At 70.6% G+C, this 14,439-nt stretch carries 13 protein-coding genes and 1 pseudogene; 5 read left to right on the forward strand and 9 right to left on the reverse strand.

The window, feature by feature from the left end; translation table 11 throughout:
• Positions 1-19: 19 nt before the first annotated feature.
• Both QE377_RS02945 and QE377_RS02950 read right to left on the reverse strand, forming a co-directional pair.
• The gene (locus tag QE377_RS02945; RefSeq protein ID WP_307319580.1) at positions 20-451 is read right to left on the reverse strand and encodes a Fur family transcriptional regulator; all 432 of its coding nucleotides are present in this window, start codon (positions 449-451) and stop codon (positions 20-22) included.
• A gap of 83 nt (positions 452-534) precedes the next feature.
• Positions 535-1,530 carry a stage II sporulation protein M gene (locus tag QE377_RS02950; protein ID WP_307319581.1) on the reverse strand — a complete coding sequence of 332 codons (996 nt, stop codon included), beginning with the start codon at positions 1,528-1,530 and terminating at the stop codon, positions 535-537.
• 16 nt (positions 1,531-1,546) lie between these two features.
• On the opposite strand from QE377_RS02950, the gene QE377_RS02955 reads away from it, so the two are divergent.
• Positions 1,547-2,371: an RDD family protein gene (locus tag QE377_RS02955; protein WP_307319583.1), complete on the forward strand. Its 825-nt coding sequence runs from the start codon at positions 1,547-1,549 to the stop codon at positions 2,369-2,371.
• Here QE377_RS02955 and QE377_RS02960 read toward each other — a convergent pair.
• Entirely contained in the window at positions 2,368-2,577 is a 210-nt protein-coding gene (locus QE377_RS02960; RefSeq protein ID WP_137416377.1) for a DUF3499 family protein, read from the reverse strand. The genes QE377_RS02955 and QE377_RS02960 overlap by 4 nt on opposite strands.
• Positions 2,578-2,635: 58 nt before the next feature.
• On the opposite strand from QE377_RS02960, the gene QE377_RS02965 reads away from it, so the two are divergent.
• A complete protein-coding gene (locus QE377_RS02965; RefSeq protein ID WP_307319585.1) occupies positions 2,636-3,073 on the forward strand; it encodes a metallopeptidase family protein in 438 nt (145 codons plus the stop codon).
• A 6-nt stretch (positions 3,074-3,079) separates the two neighbouring features.
• Here QE377_RS02965 and QE377_RS02970 read toward each other — a convergent pair whose 3' ends face one another.
• The 4 genes from QE377_RS02970 to manA form a co-directional block, all read right to left on the reverse strand.
• Entirely contained in the window at positions 3,080-4,489 is a 1,410-nt protein-coding gene (locus tag QE377_RS02970; RefSeq protein ID WP_307319587.1) for a DUF5719 family protein, read from the reverse strand.
• Positions 4,486-7,356, reverse strand: coding sequence for a glycosyltransferase (locus QE377_RS02975; RefSeq protein ID WP_307319588.1), 2,871 nt, complete (start codon positions 7,354-7,356; stop codon positions 4,486-4,488). The genes QE377_RS02970 and QE377_RS02975 overlap by 4 nt, the downstream gene beginning before the upstream one ends.
• A gap of 74 nt (positions 7,357-7,430) precedes the next feature.
• Positions 7,431-7,757: a WhiB family transcriptional regulator gene (locus QE377_RS02980; protein WP_307319589.1), complete on the reverse strand. Its 327-nt coding sequence runs from the start codon at positions 7,755-7,757 to the stop codon at positions 7,431-7,433.
• A 117-nt stretch (positions 7,758-7,874) separates the two neighbouring features.
• The gene (gene manA, locus QE377_RS02985; RefSeq protein ID WP_307319591.1) at positions 7,875-9,092 is read right to left on the reverse strand and encodes a mannose-6-phosphate isomerase, class I; all 1,218 of its coding nucleotides are present in this window, start codon (positions 9,090-9,092) and stop codon (positions 7,875-7,877) included.
• Between the two features lie 41 nt (positions 9,093-9,133).
• Between manA and QE377_RS02990 the strand changes: the two genes are divergently transcribed.
• Genes QE377_RS02990 through QE377_RS03000 form a run of 3 tightly spaced genes read left to right on the forward strand, consistent with a single transcriptional unit; the run spans position 9,134 to position 12,897 of the window.
• Positions 9,134-10,543, forward strand: a complete 1,410-nt coding sequence (locus tag QE377_RS02990) for an O-antigen ligase (RefSeq protein ID WP_307319593.1) — start codon at positions 9,134-9,136, stop codon at positions 10,541-10,543.
• The gene (locus tag QE377_RS02995) at positions 10,540-11,847 is read left to right on the forward strand and encodes an O-antigen ligase (RefSeq protein WP_307319595.1); all 1,308 of its coding nucleotides are present in this window, start codon (positions 10,540-10,542) and stop codon (positions 11,845-11,847) included. The genes QE377_RS02990 and QE377_RS02995 overlap by 4 nt, the downstream gene beginning before the upstream one ends.
• A gap of 45 nt (positions 11,848-11,892) precedes the next feature.
• Positions 11,893-12,897, forward strand: coding sequence for a glycosyltransferase family 2 protein (locus QE377_RS03000; protein WP_307319597.1), 1,005 nt, complete (start codon positions 11,893-11,895; stop codon positions 12,895-12,897).
• Here the strand turns inward: QE377_RS03000 and QE377_RS03005 are convergent.
• Together QE377_RS03005 and QE377_RS03010 are read right to left on the reverse strand one after the other, a co-directional pair.
• Positions 12,882-13,626: pseudogene (locus QE377_RS03005) on the reverse strand (ABC transporter ATP-binding protein). The gene QE377_RS03000 and the pseudogene QE377_RS03005 sit on opposite strands and share 16 nt — an antisense overlap.
• Complete coding sequence (locus tag QE377_RS03010; RefSeq protein WP_307319599.1) at positions 13,626-14,417, reverse strand: ABC transporter permease; 792 nt, start codon at positions 14,415-14,417, stop codon at positions 13,626-13,628. Before QE377_RS03010 ends, QE377_RS03005 begins: the two are co-directional and overlap by 1 nt.
• Positions 14,418-14,439: the final 22 nt, after the last annotated feature.

Consider the following 14,439-nt stretch of genomic DNA (forward strand, 5'->3'; position numbering starts at 1 on the left):
CTGTTTCCTTTCGTGGGGGTCATTCACTCTGGGCGGCACATGCCGGACACATGCCCCAGAAGGTCACCTCGGCAGCCTCGACCGAGAAGCCATGCGCCTGCTGGGGATGCATGCACGGCGCCGCTCCCGCGACGCAGTCCACATCCTCGACACGTCCGCAGCCGCGGCAGACGAGGTGGTGGTGGTTGTCGGCGACGCGCAGCTCGAACAGCCCGGGATGCCCCGCGGGCTCGATGCGTCGGGCGAGCCCCGCGTCGACGAAATCGCCGAGGGCGTTGTAGACCGACTGCATGCTCGTTGCCGGCAGACGCTCGCGCACCCGGGCGAAGACTTCGTCCGCCCGCGCGTGCGGGAGCGCGTGCAGCGCGTCGTAGACCCCGCGCCGCGTCTCGGTGACGCGAAGGCCCGCGTGACGCAGGGCGATCTCTGTCTCGACGGATGCGGGGGCCACTCCCGCATCCTGTCATTGTTTTGATCTATTCAAAAATACGACACGCCCACGCGCGGATGAACGATCGCTGAACCCGTCCGGTGTCAGCCCGCGACGAGCTCGGTCTGGCCGATGTCGTCTTCGTCCAGATCCCCCGTCTGACCGCGGCGTACGGCCCGGCGCCCGACCACGAGCATGTAGAAGAGGAAGACACCGAGGGCGAGGGCGCCGAGCACGATCTTCGCGGGCCAGGGCCACGGCTGCGGGGTGACATAGGCCTCGACGACCCCCGACAGGGCGAGGGCGAAAACCAGACCGACCGCGACGGTCGCGAGTGAGCGACCCGCTGCGGCGAGCGACTCGCCACGGGAGCGCGGTCCGGGCGCGACCCATGCCCAGAAGACGTGGAGCCCTGCCGCCGCCGCGACGAAGACGCTCGTCAGCTCGAGCAGACCGTGGGGCAGGATGTACGCGAAGAACACGTCGAGCCGGCCGAAGGAACCCATGACCGCGGCCGCCGTCCCGAGGCCGATCGCGTTCTGGATGACGACGGAGACGGGCCAGATGCCGGTGATGCCGAACAGCACGCACTGGGCCGCGATCCAGGCATTGTTCGTCCACACGGTGCCGGCGAACACAGCCGCCGGGTTGTCCGAGTAATAGGCGACGAACTCCTCGTTCGCGTACGAGGAGAGCTGTGCCTCGGGGCCGAGGGTCGCCACGAGTGCGGGATCGGACGAGATCCACAGCGCCACCAGCGCCGCGGCCAGGAAGAAGGCGCCCGCGACGGCCAGGGTCGTCCAGCGCACCCGGTACAGCGCCGCCGGCAGCTGATCGAGGAAGAACTGGGGGATCCGGCGCAGCAGGTTGCCGTCGCCCGCGGTGAGCCGCAGGCGGGCGCGGGCGAGCACGAGCGAGAGGTGATCGGCTTGCAGGCTGCGCCCCGCCGCCGTCTTCAGCTCGGCAAGATCGGCGGACGCCGCCCGGTAGCGCATCACGAGCTCGTCCGCCTCCGGAACGCTCAGCCGCCGTCGGCCGGCCAGCTCGTCCAGACGTTCCCATTCGGACCCGTGAGCGGCCGTGAGCGCGTCGAGGTCCATGTGTTTCACTGTAGCCATGCCCTCCGCCGTGACGCTGGTCGAGATCGGCCAGGATGAGATCCTCACCGGCGAAGCCGTCGCGCTCGACGTGCAACCGGCGGGATTCTTCCTTCGACTGGCGGGGGCCGCGATCGACATGATTGTGACGGTGGCCGCAGCCCTCGTGGTGATGCTGGCGCTCGGGCTGACCGGAGCGTTCTCCGCGGATTCGGGGCTCGGCACGATCGTCTCGATCCTGCTGGCGGTCGTCCTGCTGGTCGTCGCGCCCACGACGATCGAGACCGCCACGCGCGGACGCAGCCTCGGCAAGCTGATCGTCGGCGCCCGCATCGTCCGCGCCGACGGCGGGGCGGCGGGCTTCCGACAGGCGCTGATCCGGGCTCTCGTCGGAGTCCTGGAGGTCTGGTTCACCCTCGGCGCCGTCGCGGCGCTGACCGGGATGTTCACGCCGCGCGCACAGCGATTGGGCGACCTGATGGCGGGCACGTTCAGCCAACGCACGCGCACCGGGCGTCTCGCCTCGTTCGAGCCGCAGGCGCCCGCGCCCCTCGTCGAGTGGGCCCGCATCGCCGATGTGGCGCCGCTGCCGGCGCCGGTCGCGCGACGTCTCGCGAGATTCGTCAGGCAGGCGGAGCAGCTCCAGCCGCAGGCGCGACGGATGCTCGCAGCGCAGCTGGCCGCCGAGGCGGCCGCCTCTGTCTCCCCCGTCCCGCCCGCAGATCCGGAGCTGTTCGTCCGGGCTGTGGCGGCGCTGCGCTTTCAGCGGGAGTTGACGGCCGTCCGGGCGCGCGATGCACGGGCCGCGGCACTGCTGCCCAACGCCGTGACGCGCCGGGGCTAGGAGGCGCGAAGCGTCTCGTGACGCACGACCAGCCAGCCCTTCGGGACGGACAGCCGCTCGGTGTGCACCTGGCACAGGTCGTGGGCGTGGGGGTCCCCGGCCCGACCCAGCGGGCCGACCGCTGCCATCTGGTCGGCGTAGTCGTAGGTGAGCGTCGCCACCGCCTCACGCGCGCACGCGACCTTGGAGCACTGACGTTCCTGCACGGTGCGACCCTAACGCGCCCCGCGGACACCGTTCGTGCGCCGCGCCTAGGATGGTCAGATGATCCGCCGCCGGTCGCGCCCCGCACCCGCAGCCCCGCGTCCTGAACGCCACGGGCGCCACGGCAAACAGGGCCGGAGCGCGGTGGTGCGCCCGCCGCTGCCGCCCCTGGAGACGCGCGTCGACCGGTTCGATCTGGCCGTCGGCTCGGTCGCGGAGTTCCTCCGCGGAGCCTGGCCGGAGTTGCGCGAGGTGCGCTTCGAGATGGCCGACATGCCCCCGGCCGCGGACGCCGACGGCATCCCCCGCTGGAGCGTGCTCCCCGACGAGAAGCGCATCGTGCTCTACCGGCTGCCCATCGAACGTCTCGCTCACCTGCACCGCAACGACGACGCCCATCGGCGCATGATGATCGAGAGCTGCGTCTTCCGAGCGGCAGCAGAGTTCCTCGGGCGCGACCCGTGGGACCTGGGACCGGATCGCTTCCGATTCCTCTGAGCGGACTCAGGGGCGGACGATGAGCTCCGCCGCGGCGGCATCCGCCGGCCACACCGGGAACGCGCTGATCGCGCCGTCTCCGAGATAACTCACCGAAGCCCGCACCGGGTTGGACGTCTCGATGCGGTACACGGCGCCCGGCTCGACCGGCACGGATGCGGTGTCACCGGCCGCCACGCGGAATCGCTCCGTCTCGGTGGCCCCGCTCAGCGGCGTCAGCACGACATCGGCGGACCCGGCCGCCGACCCCGCGACCACCAGCAGAGGCGACGGCCCGTCGGGTACCGCGATCACGCTCGGGCCGACGATGGGCTCGGTCGCCGTGTACCAGGCGAAGTCCGCTCCGTCGTTGAAGTTCGTCGTCTGCCACACGGCGCTGACGACGGCCGATGTCGCGTCGACCCGCACGGTGTACGTACCGGCCGAGAGACCGGCGAGGTCGAGTTCGGTGGGGAGGTCCGCACCGAGCGGAACCTCCTGCGTCAGCGCGATACGCCCCGTGTCGTCCTGCACGGTGACGGCGGCCGTCGCGTCGGCACCCGGTGAGAGCAGCCGCAGGAGGGTCGTCGCGCCGGCGGAAGCCGCATCCACCGCGGTCTGCGGAACGCGTACTCCCGGCATCACCTGCTGGGTCGCGGAACCGACGATCGCCCCGCTCTGCTCGACGCCGCCGGTCAGCAGGGTCCGCGAGAGACTGGACTGCAAAGCGGCGGCGATCGGCGCCCCGGAAGCGGTGACGCGCACCACCGGGGCTCCTTCGCCGACCGCCAGCGCGGCCAGCGGCACGAGGCGCTGGGTGTGGGCGTCGACGCGGAGACCGCTCCCCGAGGGCGGGGTCGAGGCACCCGTCGCGCTGTACAGGGTGAGATCGACGGTCGCGGCCACATCCGAGGGATTCGAGAGGAGGATGACGTCGGCCGAGCCCGTGGTGGTCGCGCCCGCGACGAGCCACGACTCGATGAGCGGCGGCTGGCACGCGGAGGCGGCGAAGCCGCGCAGGTCCTCGGCGGCGACCGCGCCGCTCGCGGCCGCGGCGGCATCCGATCGCTTCTCGTCGACCGGAGGCGCGACGAAGACGGGGTGCCCGTCGGAGCCGACGACATCGGGGGCGGTCGGCTCCGTCGTCTGGGTCAGCGTCGCGCCGTCCGACCCCGACACGGTCACCGTCGGCGCAGCGCTGGCGATCTGGTCGGCTTGCGTGGCGTCGCGGCCGAGGGCGAGCAGCCCGCCGGCGCAGGCGAGCACCGTGTCCGCAGGCGTGGGGGTCACGCCTACGGCGAGCGGATCGTGCGTATGGGTGGGCCAGTTCGCGGCCACACCGACGCCCACCGATCCGACGATGCCGACCGCGAGGGCCGCGCCCACGACGAGCCGCGTACTCGTGGCGGCCCAGCGCCACATCCGCTGCCTACTCATGCCTGCTCCTCCCGCGAACGCGGACCGACGGTGCGCGGGGTGCGGCGGGCCTCGCGGCGCGATGCGGCGGTCGGGAACGAGAGCAACAGGGCGATCGCGACGACCACGAGCTGGACGGCCGTGACGATCCACCCTTGGCGCACGATCTCCGTGCTCGGCAGTGGCCGCTCCGCCACATCCGTCGTCACCCGCCAGAGCGTGCCCTTCGGCGTCGCGCCGACGACGTCGAGGTCGTCGCGCTGATCGAGAGCCGTCTGGGCCGAGAGCCGCAAGGCGCGCGCCGCGTCGCTCTCGTCCGAGGTCTCGGGAGCGACCACGATGAAGCGGATCCCCGCCGCCGCGACGCGTGCGACGACGTCCTCCGAGGTCGACGTGACGAGGTCCGCGGTGAGCTCGGCGACCTCCTGGTCGGAGCTCGAGGCGACGGTGCGGGTCGCGTCCAGCGTGGAGACGCCCGACAGCGTCTCGCTGCCGCCCCATACGACCTGGGCCGCGACGGAGCCGTCGGCCAGAGGTGAGAGCACGATCGTGCCGACGCTCGAGTCATCGCGCCCCTGCGCCGCGACATAGGCCGGCAGCGTGGACGGCGAACCGCTCTGCAGCCCGCTCTGTCCCCGTCCCATCGCGGTGACGGAGGGAACGGCGAGGAGCACGAGGGTGCCCATGACGGCGACGGCGCCGAACACGCGCAGTCCGCCGGCGCGTGCCGGAACACCGGAATCGAGCGTCACCGTCGCGGCCGCGACGATCCCCAGCCAGGCAAGGCTGAGAGCCGCGCCCGGCCAGAGGGCGACAGGCGTACCCCGCGTGTCGACCGAGACGGCGAAGCCGACGGCGGCGAACGCCGTGGCGATGCCGAGGAGCGCGATCACGAGCAGCACGCCGGCGACCATCCAGCGCGGGGTCAGCAGCGACAGCAGGGCGAGCACCGCGAGCGGCGCGACCAGGACGACCACCGCGGTGACGAACGGTCCGATCGTCGTGGAACCGAGAAGACCGGCCCACCCGGCGAAGTCCGTCGTCGGGAACCCCGCCGCCAACGCGAACCGCCCGGCCGCGTCGGCACCCGCCTGCGCGCCCGCCCATACGGGGCCGGGGTCGGCGAGCAGGCCCCACACCGTGCCGCCGTGCAGCTGAGCCCAGATGAGAGGGGCGAACAGCGCCAAGGCGGGGACACCGGTCCAGACGATCTGTCCCGCCCCTCGTCCGCCGCGTGCCACCACGACGAGCATCATCGCCAGCATCCAGACGATGATCAGAGCGGGTGCGAGCGACGGGGCACACGCGAGCACGCCCGCCAGCAACAGGGACGCCGCCCCCGCCGCAGCCCACGACCGATGCGCGACGGCTCCGGCGTAGAACAGCCACGGCAGCAACAGGTGCACGATCACGCCCGTGGGCCTGCCGTCGACGAGAGCCGTCCAGAAGGTGGGCGCGAGCGCCCAAGCGATCGCGGCGGTGTTGCGCAGCAGCGACCGGGACGTGAGGCGTGTCGCGGCGAACCAGCCGCCCAGTACCGCCAGCGGCAGCGCGGAGAGCCACAGCACGATGAGGATCCGCGACGGATCCGCGGGCCAGAGCGAGCCGAGCAACGCCACGACGGCGGCGAACGGATCGGCCGGCCCCGCCGCATCGAGCCCGGTCGCCCGGGCGCCGAACGCGGCGTCGGCCCAGAGCTGCCCGAGCGTCGCCCGCAGCGGCTCGAGTGCGCCGCCGCCGAGAGCCGGCCACGCCAGGAGGGCGGGGAATGCGGCGGCTGAGACGACCAGCCCCGCCAGCACGAGCCACGCGCCGCCGCCCGTGAAGAAGTGGAGCTCGCCGCGCACCGGCCGGTTCATCGCGTCGGCGTCCGCATCCGCATCGAAGCGCTGCCGGAGCGCCGATCTGGTGATGCGCAACAGGGAGAGCTGGGACCACGAGGCCGTTCGTGAGCGACGGATGACACCGCGGGATGCGGCGATCGCGCCCCACCGGAAGAAGGCGACGATCGATGCGCCCCACTCGGGCAGCACCCGCGAGGGCTGCTTCGCCACCAGCAGCGCGGCCGCGCGCCAGAGGGCCAGCGGGATGAGTGAGAGCAGGTGCAGCGGGACGGCCGCAGCCGGTGCGTAAGCCAGACGGCGGTGGATCTGGGCGAGTCGGCGCGCATAGGCGCGACGGCGCCGGGCCCGCCCGGTCGCGGCCGCGGGCAGGCCGGCCACGCCGTCGCCGGCGACAGCCACCCGCGCGGTGGGCACGAGACTCACCCGGTGCCCCGCGAGGCGGGCGCGTACGCCGAGATCGAGGCCCTCGTCGGCGCCGCCGAGTGCGGGATCGACACCGCGGAGAGTGCGCCACAGGTCGGCGCGCACGAGCACGCCGCGCACATCGGCTCCGAGGACGTCCTCCTCACCGTCGTGCTGGCCCTGGTCGAGTTCGTCCTGCACCATCTCGACGGCCCGGCCGAACGATGTCATCGTCACGCCGAGCGAGACGATGCGGTCCGGGTCGTCCCACTCCACCAGCTTGGGCGCGACGACGGCGACCGAGGGTGCGCGCTCGAGCCCGGCGAGCAGGCGTTGCAGGGCGTCCGGTTCGGGTGCGGTGTCCTGGGCGAGAAGCCACACGAACTCGCCGCTGATGCGCACCGACGCGAGCCGCACCGCGTCGGCGAACGACGTCGAGGCGCCGGCGGTGATCACGCCCTCGGCGCCGGATGCGGTGACCAACTGCGTGAGGGCGGAGTCCCCGCCGCAGAGCACGATCGTGAGCGCGTCGACCTGGCGGGTCTGGGCGGCGAGGGCGGACAGCGTGCGCTCGAGATGCGCCGCGGCGGCCGTACGCCCTTCAGGGCGCACGACGAGGAGAGCGTGGACACGGGCCGACATGACTGAGCCAGCCTAAGCACGGGTTCGCGACGCGCGAGGTGCACGCGCCGCAATCGATGATCTCGACAGGGCGTTCAGCTCACACGACGCTTGAGTTTGCGACGCTCGCGCTCGCTGAGCCCGCCCCAGATCCCGAACCGCTCGTCGTTGCGCAGCGCGTACTCCAGGCATTCGTCGCGGACGTCGCAGGTCGTGCAGATGCGCTTCGCATCGCGGGTCGAGCCGCCCTTCTCGGGGAAGAACGCCTCCGGATCGGTCTGTGCGCACAGGGCATCCGTCTGCCAGGACAGCGGATTGTCGTCCTCCGCCGGAGCTTCGCGACGGACGCCGGGGACCCCGAGGAAGACCGGGTCGACGTGCCAGTTGTCGGGAACGCCTGAGCGGTACGGTGCGCTCGCCATGTGCTCTCCCCACGATCTCGAAATCACGTCCCGCGGTGGGCGGGTGCCTAAATTACACAGGTGTGATTCGAGGAAAGCAAGTCGCAGATCGTAAACCCTCAACCCACGCTTTAATCTTCACGACGCGCCGACGGCGTGTCGATGGAGCGGATTCGTTACGACGCGGCGATTCAACGTCCCCGGCATCGCGAGGAACAACTCCCCCGCACCGGTGACCTCGAGGTGCTGCTCGTCGGGCGTGGCGAACGCCGCGGCACCGGGCGTGAGCTGCACCCGCGCATCCGCGGCCGACACGATCGGCGCGCCGGCGGTCGCCACGGCGATGGCGGGTCCGCGAAGACGGACACGACGCACCTCGCCCTCATCGACCGTCACACGCAGCAGCTCGAAGTCGGGGATGCCGGGAGCGAAGACGTCGACGCCCGGCTCCCCCACGATCGCGGGCAGCCTCGGCGCGTCTCCGGGCGTCGTGTCGAGGATGCGCAACAGCTCGTCGACGTCGATGTGCTTGGGGGTCAGCCCCCCGCGCAGCACGTTGTCGCTGGCCGCCATGATCTCGACGCCGAGGCCAGCGAGATAGGCGTGCAGCACGCCGGCCGGTACGAAGATCGCCTCGCCTCGCGCCAGCACGACGTGGTTCATGAGCAGCGCCACCACGACGCCGGGATCCGACGGGTAGGCGTCGGCGATCCTGGCCAGCGCGGCGAAGTGGTCGGTGGGCGTCGCCTCGGCCGCCTCCCGCACCGCGGAGATCACCTCGTCGACGACACTCTGCGCCCGGCCGGAGAGCAGCCAGCCCAGGACGTCGCGCAGCGTCGAGGCTTCGTCTGCCCCCTCGAGTGCCTTGCCGAGCGCCGTCACGCCGTCATTCGACGGAAGAACGGCGAGGATGTCCCGCGTCGCCGTCAGAGGCCGGAGCCCCGCGAGCGCCTCGAAACGGTCGCTGACAGCGACGATCACCTCGGGCTTGTGGTTGTCGTCTTTATAGGTGCGGTGCGCCGCATCCCGAGCGACACCGGCCGTCTCCTCCCGCGCGAAGCCCTCGACGGCCTGCGCTCGCGAGGGGTGCACCTGGATCGACAGGGGCGAGCCCGCGGCCAGCAGCTTGAGCAGGTAAGGCAGTCGTGTGGCCCGGCCCGCATCCGCGTCCTGCGCGTCGAACCAGGCGTCCAGGGTCATCCCGAGGGAAGGGAGCTGGGCGGGTGATCCGGGATGGTCGCCGAACCACACCTCCGCTTCAGGGGCACCGGAGGGCTCGCGGCCCTGCAGTTCTGCGATGAGATGGGAAGAGCCCCACGAGTAGTCACGGGGGACGTTGGTCAGCTGCGCCAGCACACCCCCAGCCTAGAAGGGTCCCGGGATAATCTGGGGGCATCATGGCCGTCCGAACCCAACATCCGGCAGGTCCCGCGCCCGCACCGCCGCTGCGTGAGCGCACGGGACACCTGTTGCTGCGCGCGTGGTGCGTCTTCGTCGTCTTCCAGGCGATCGCGGGCACCGCGTGGACGTTGGCTTTCGGCGTGACCGTATCGACCGTGATCGTCGTCGCCACCGCGGTCGTCTCCCTCGTCGTGTGGCTCCTCGTCCGACCGCCGGTCGACATGCGCCGCCTGCCGTGGTTCGTCCTCGCGTACGGCATCTGGGCGACCGCCTCGCTCATCTGGTCGGCGTGGCCGGCGACGACGGGCACCACGCTGGCACTGTGGCTGATCACGACGGGCCAGGGCCTGTTCGTGGCGGCGATGCTCACCTGGCGCGAGATCGTCGCCGCCGTCTCGGCGGCGCTGAAGTGGGCGCTCGGACTGTCGCTCGCCTTCGAGCTCGTCGTGTCGCTGCTGGTCCGACGCCCCCTCCTTCCCGGCTGGGTGCTTCCGGAACGCGGCGTGAAGTACGACCCGATCGTCTACTGGTCGCGCAACAACCTCTTCGATCTCGACGGGCGCATCCAGGGCATCCAGGGCAACGCCAACCTCCTCGCGGTCATCGCGCTGCTCGGGCTGATCGTCTTCTCCGTCCGCTGGGCGGCGCACGCCGAGCGGCGGGCGTCCGCGATCGTGTGGATCGCGATCGCAGCGCTGCTGTTCGTCCATGCCGGCTCCGCGACCGCCTACCTCTCCGCGGCGGCCGTCCTCGTCGTGCTCGTGACGGTGCTCCTCATGCGGACCGTCACGAAGCCGGGTGGACGCACGGTGTACTACGCGGCTTACGCCGGCGTGGCTCTCGCCGGTGCCGCCGTCCTCTTCTTCGCGCGCGACACGCTCTTCGCGGCTCTCGGCCGGTCGGCGGATCTGACCGGCCGAGAGGGCATCTGGGAGCAGGTGCTGGCGAGAGCCGTCGAGCACCCCGTGATCGGATGGGGCTTCGCCTCGCCGTGGCTGCCGTGGGACAGCCACTTCGACGGCTGGATCGTCGACCACGGCGAGACGGTCATGCAGGCGCACAACATGTGGATCGACGTCTTCCTGCAGCTCGGCGTGATCGGCGTGTTCCTGATGGCGGGCGCCTACGCGACCTTCATCTGGCGCGCCTGGTTCTTCGCGATCGACCGCCCCCGATGGGATCTGCGCGATGACCGACCGTACTCGCCGTTGACGCTGCTGCCCACGCTCGTCGCCACCGTCCTGCTCGTGCAGGGTCTCGCCGAGTCCGGCCCGCTGGTGGTGTGGGGCTGGATGCTCATCGTGCTGCTCGGACTCAAGGTGCGGCAGTCGCCGCTGCTCGGCGTCGGCCCGGCGGAGACGTCGTGGCGTATCGAACGCGGCGACCCCGTGTCGGAACAGGGATGATCGCCGCCTCCGCCTCCAGTGCGGGCGAACTGCTGCGCTCGGCCCGGATGGCGCGCGCATTCACCCTCGTCGTCTTCGGCACGACTTTCGGCGCCTTCGCCATCGAACGCCTCATGGGCCGGGTGACCTACGTGACGATGGTCGCGGGACTGTGCGCCCTCGCCGTCGCCATGCTCGTCGCGCGCCGCGGGGAGCTGTCGCCGCTGCGACTGGCCTCGGCGACGCTCGCCCTCTTCCTCGGGTGGACGTTGGTGAGCGTCTTCTGGTCGACCGATCAGCCCAAATCCCTCATCGGCTGGGTGGCACTGGCGGCGCTGTCGCTGCTGGGCGTCACGATCGCCCACGTGCGCGACACCCTGCAGACCGCCCGGGCGCTGGGGGACGTCATGCGGTGGCTGCTCGCGGTCTCCCTGGGCGTCGAGATCCTCTTCGGCATCCTCATCGACATGCCGTTCCCGCTGTTGGGAGTGCAGGGTCTCATCGCCGAGCTCGGCCCCGTACAGGGGATCTTCGGCACCCGTAACGCGCTCGGCTTCGTGGCGCTGCTCGCGCTCATCACCTTCCTGGTCGAGTGGCGCACCCAGTCCGTGCGCCCCGGGCTCGCCGTCGTCTCCGTGCTGCTCGCGGGCGGGATGGCCGTCCTCAGCGACTCCCCCACCGTGATCGTGATCGCCCTCATCGTGGGCCTGGCCACCCTGACACTCATGGTGGTGCGCCACACCCGAGCCGAGTCGAGGCCCATGCTGCAGGCGACGCTTGCCGGGATCGTGGTGGTCGCCTTGGCGGTGGCCTACGCCGCCCGCGGCCCGATCATCGCCATGCTCGGCGCCGGCAGCGACTTCTCGACCCGCGCGGATCTGTGGAACACGATCCTGGACTACGTCCGGTACCACCCGGTACAGGGATGGGGGTGGTACGGCACCTGGTCGACGACCGAGTTCCCTTTCCTCTCCATCAACGTGAACCTCGGCGAGCGGCACGCTTCGGCGCTCAACGCCTATTTCGACATCCTCCTGCAGGTGGGATGGTTCGGCCTGCTGCTGTTCGCCGGGTTCTGTGCCATCGCGCTCGTGCGGTCGTGGCTCGAGGCCAGCAACCGGCGAGCGGTCGTATACACCTGGACCCCCCTCATCCTCACCGCGCTGCTCGTCGATTCGGTGTTCGAGAGCTTCACCCTGTTCGGATACGGATGGCTGCTTCTGGTGGTGTGCGCCAGCCGCGCCGGGCAGTCCCGCTCGTGGCGGGATCGCCTCGACGGCGGTGATCAGGTCGCGCCCGTCCTGCCGGAGGCGCCTGCCCGCTGATGCGTCCAGTCGGTTCCGAGACGCGCGGGGTAGTATCGGGTCGCTATGGCCGCCGCATCCGAGAGTCCCGACGTGCCCTCCCACACCCCCTTTGATCCCGCATCCGCCACGATCGTGGTCGTCACCTACAACCGTTCCGCTCTGCTGACGCGGCTGCTGACCAGCGTGGCGGCGATGGATCCCGCTCCCGGCCACCTCGTCGTGATCGACAACGCCTCGACCGACGAGACCGCCGAGGTCATCGAGCAGTTCCGCCCGCGCCTGAACACGCAGGTCGTGTATCGCCGTCTCGAGACGAACACCGGCGGCTCCGGCGGGTTCAGCGAGGGGATGCGCACCGCCTACGAGCTCGGCTCCGCGTGGATCTGGCTCATGGACGACGACGTCGAGGTGCTTCCCGACGGCCTGGCACGCATGGGGAAGTGGGCCCCGCGCTTCAAGAGCATCCAGGGCAGGCGCTACGACTACGACGGCAGCGAGTTCTACTGGCAGTACCGCGTGGCCGACCGCATGGGCATCCCGATCCCCTTCGCCCCCGCCGGCTTCGACGCCTCCGGGTTCAAGGAGATGAACTCCGGCTGTTTCGAGGGGATGTTCATCCATCGCGACATCGTGTCGCGGATCGGGCTCCCCGATCCCCGGTTCTTCATCTACTGGGACGACCAGCTCTACGGCTGGCTGGCCTCACGCGTCACGACCTCGGTCATCGTCGACGAATTCGTGCTTCGCCGAACGCGCGAGATCAAGCAGTGGGACATGGGCATCCGCCACATGAACGCCTCGAGCGACGCGTACCGCTACTACATCATGCGCAACCGCGCCTACATCAAGCGTTACTACCGCGAGCTGGGCGTGTACAACCCGTTCCTGTTCGGCCTCGGCACCGCGATGACCTTCGCCAAGGAGCTCATCCGACTGGTGGTCGTCGAACGCAAGGTGCGCGGCACGAGCAACCTGTTCCGCGGCCTTCGCGACGGTCGCAAGATCGCGCGCGACCGGTCGTGGAAGCCGATGCCGCCGCTCACGCAGCAGCCTCAGCCCGCCGCGTAGTCGGCGTTGTAGCGCTCGAGGACCTCGCCGATCGGCGCGGTCCATCTTCAGCGCACCCCTGTCGAGATAGAGGCCGCGCGTGCAGAAACGGCGCAGATCCTTCTCATTGTGGCTCACGAAGAAGAGCGTCCGTCCGTCGGCGAGCAGTTCGTCGATACGGCGATAGCACTTCTCCCGGAAGGCCTTGTCGCCCACGGCGAGCACCTCGTCGACGAGCAGGATCGGCTCCTCCAGCTGGGAGACGACGGCGAAGGCGAGCCGCACCTTCATCCCGTTCGACAGGTGCTTGTACGGCGTGTCGACGAAATCGTGGAGCTCGGCGAAATCGATGATCGAGTCGAAGCGCCGCGAGATCTCGGCGCGACTCATGCCGTGCAGCCCGGAGGTCAGACGGACGTTCTCGCGCACCGTGAGGTCGCCGACGAAGCCGCCGGTGATCTCGATGAGCGGGGCCACGCCACCGAGGACGCGAACGGAGCCCTCGTCGGGCAGGAGGACGCCGGCGACGAGCTTGAGGAGCGTGGACTTGCCCTGCCCGTTGCGTCCCACGACACCGATCGATTCTCCCGGGGCGACGGTGAAGGTGACGTCCCGCAGCGGCCAGAACTCGCCCGGGCGGGCGCGCCGGGATGCGCCGCCGAACAGGTCCTTGAGGCTGCGCCGCCCCCGCCGGTTGCGCCGGAACCGGACGCCAAGCTCCTGCACATCGATCGCGACGTCCGCGGCCATCACAGCTCCTTCAGCACGGGTCGCTCGAGGCGTCGGAACACGAGCACGCCCAGCCCGAGGATCGCCAGGCTCACGACCGCGCCGGTGACCACGGAGAGGGTATCCCACTGGTCCGGGAAGAACCCCGCGCGGTACAGCGTGAAGATGCCCGCGAGCGGGTTGAACGCCGCGACCTCGCGAAAGCCCGCGGGCAGGTCCGAGACCCCGTAGATGATCGGCGAGGCATAGAAGAGAGCCCGCAGGATGAGTCGGGTCGTACGCTCCAGGTCTCCCCAGAGCACGCACAGCGGTGCGACGATGAGTCCCAGCCCGACCAGCAAGGCGACCTGCAGCAACACCGCGACCGGGAACAGGAACAGGCCCCATCCGACCGTCGCTCCTGCGAACACCGCGAAGAGCACGAGCACGGGCATCGAGCACAGGAACTCGACGCCTTTGCTCAGCACGATGCGATTGATCCAGATCGACCGCGGGATGGCCGTGGACCTCACGAGTCGGGCGTCCTTGTTGAACGCGCGGGTGAAGTCGGTGACCGCCGCGTTGAACCAGACCCAGGGCAGCAGCGCTGTGATGAGGAAGACGATGTAGGGCTTCTCGCCCACATCCCGCCCGAAGACCTGCGTGAAGACGAACCAGTAGATGGCGCTCATCACGAGTGGATCGAGCACGGACCACAGATAGCCGAGTGCACTGGTCGCGTATCGGACCTTCAGGTCGCGGGCCGACAGGAGCCACAGCGAGTGGAGGTAGCGCCGCCGGGATCCGGGGGCACCGACAGCGGCTGAGCTCATCGTCGTCGAGTCTAGGGGCACG

It is taken from the genome of Microbacterium sp. SORGH_AS_0862 (assembly GCF_030818795.1).
Taxonomy (GTDB): Bacteria; Actinomycetota; Actinomycetes; order Actinomycetales; family Microbacteriaceae; genus Microbacterium.

Excerpts from the sequence above, each read along its gene's own strand:
- QE377_RS02950 (WP_307319581.1), bottom strand. The coding sequence starts at position 1,530 with ATGGACCTCGACGCGCTCACGGCCGCTCACGGGTCCGAATGGGAACGT.
- QE377_RS02955 (WP_307319583.1), top strand. The coding sequence starts at position 1,547 with ATGCCCTCCGCCGTGACGCTGGTCGAGATCGGCCAGGATGAGATCCTC.
- QE377_RS02965 (WP_307319585.1), top strand. The coding sequence starts at position 2,636 with ATGATCCGCCGCCGGTCGCGCCCCGCACCCGCAGCCCCGCGTCCTGAA.
- QE377_RS02970 (WP_307319587.1), bottom strand. The coding sequence starts at position 4,489 with ATGAGTAGGCAGCGGATGTGGCGCTGGGCCGCCACGAGTACGCGGCTC.
- QE377_RS02975 (WP_307319588.1), bottom strand. The coding sequence starts at position 7,356 with ATGTCGGCCCGTGTCCACGCTCTCCTCGTCGTGCGCCCTGAAGGGCGT.
- QE377_RS02980 (WP_307319589.1), bottom strand. The coding sequence starts at position 7,757 with ATGGCGAGCGCACCGTACCGCTCAGGCGTTCCCGACAACTGGCACGTC.
- QE377_RS02990 (WP_307319593.1), top strand. The coding sequence starts at position 9,134 with ATGGCCGTCCGAACCCAACATCCGGCAGGTCCCGCGCCCGCACCGCCG.
- QE377_RS02995 (WP_307319595.1), top strand. The coding sequence starts at position 10,540 with ATGATCGCCGCCTCCGCCTCCAGTGCGGGCGAACTGCTGCGCTCGGCC.
- QE377_RS03000 (WP_307319597.1), top strand. The coding sequence starts at position 11,893 with ATGGCCGCCGCATCCGAGAGTCCCGACGTGCCCTCCCACACCCCCTTT.
- QE377_RS03010 (WP_307319599.1), bottom strand. The coding sequence starts at position 14,417 with ATGAGCTCAGCCGCTGTCGGTGCCCCCGGATCCCGGCGGCGCTACCTC.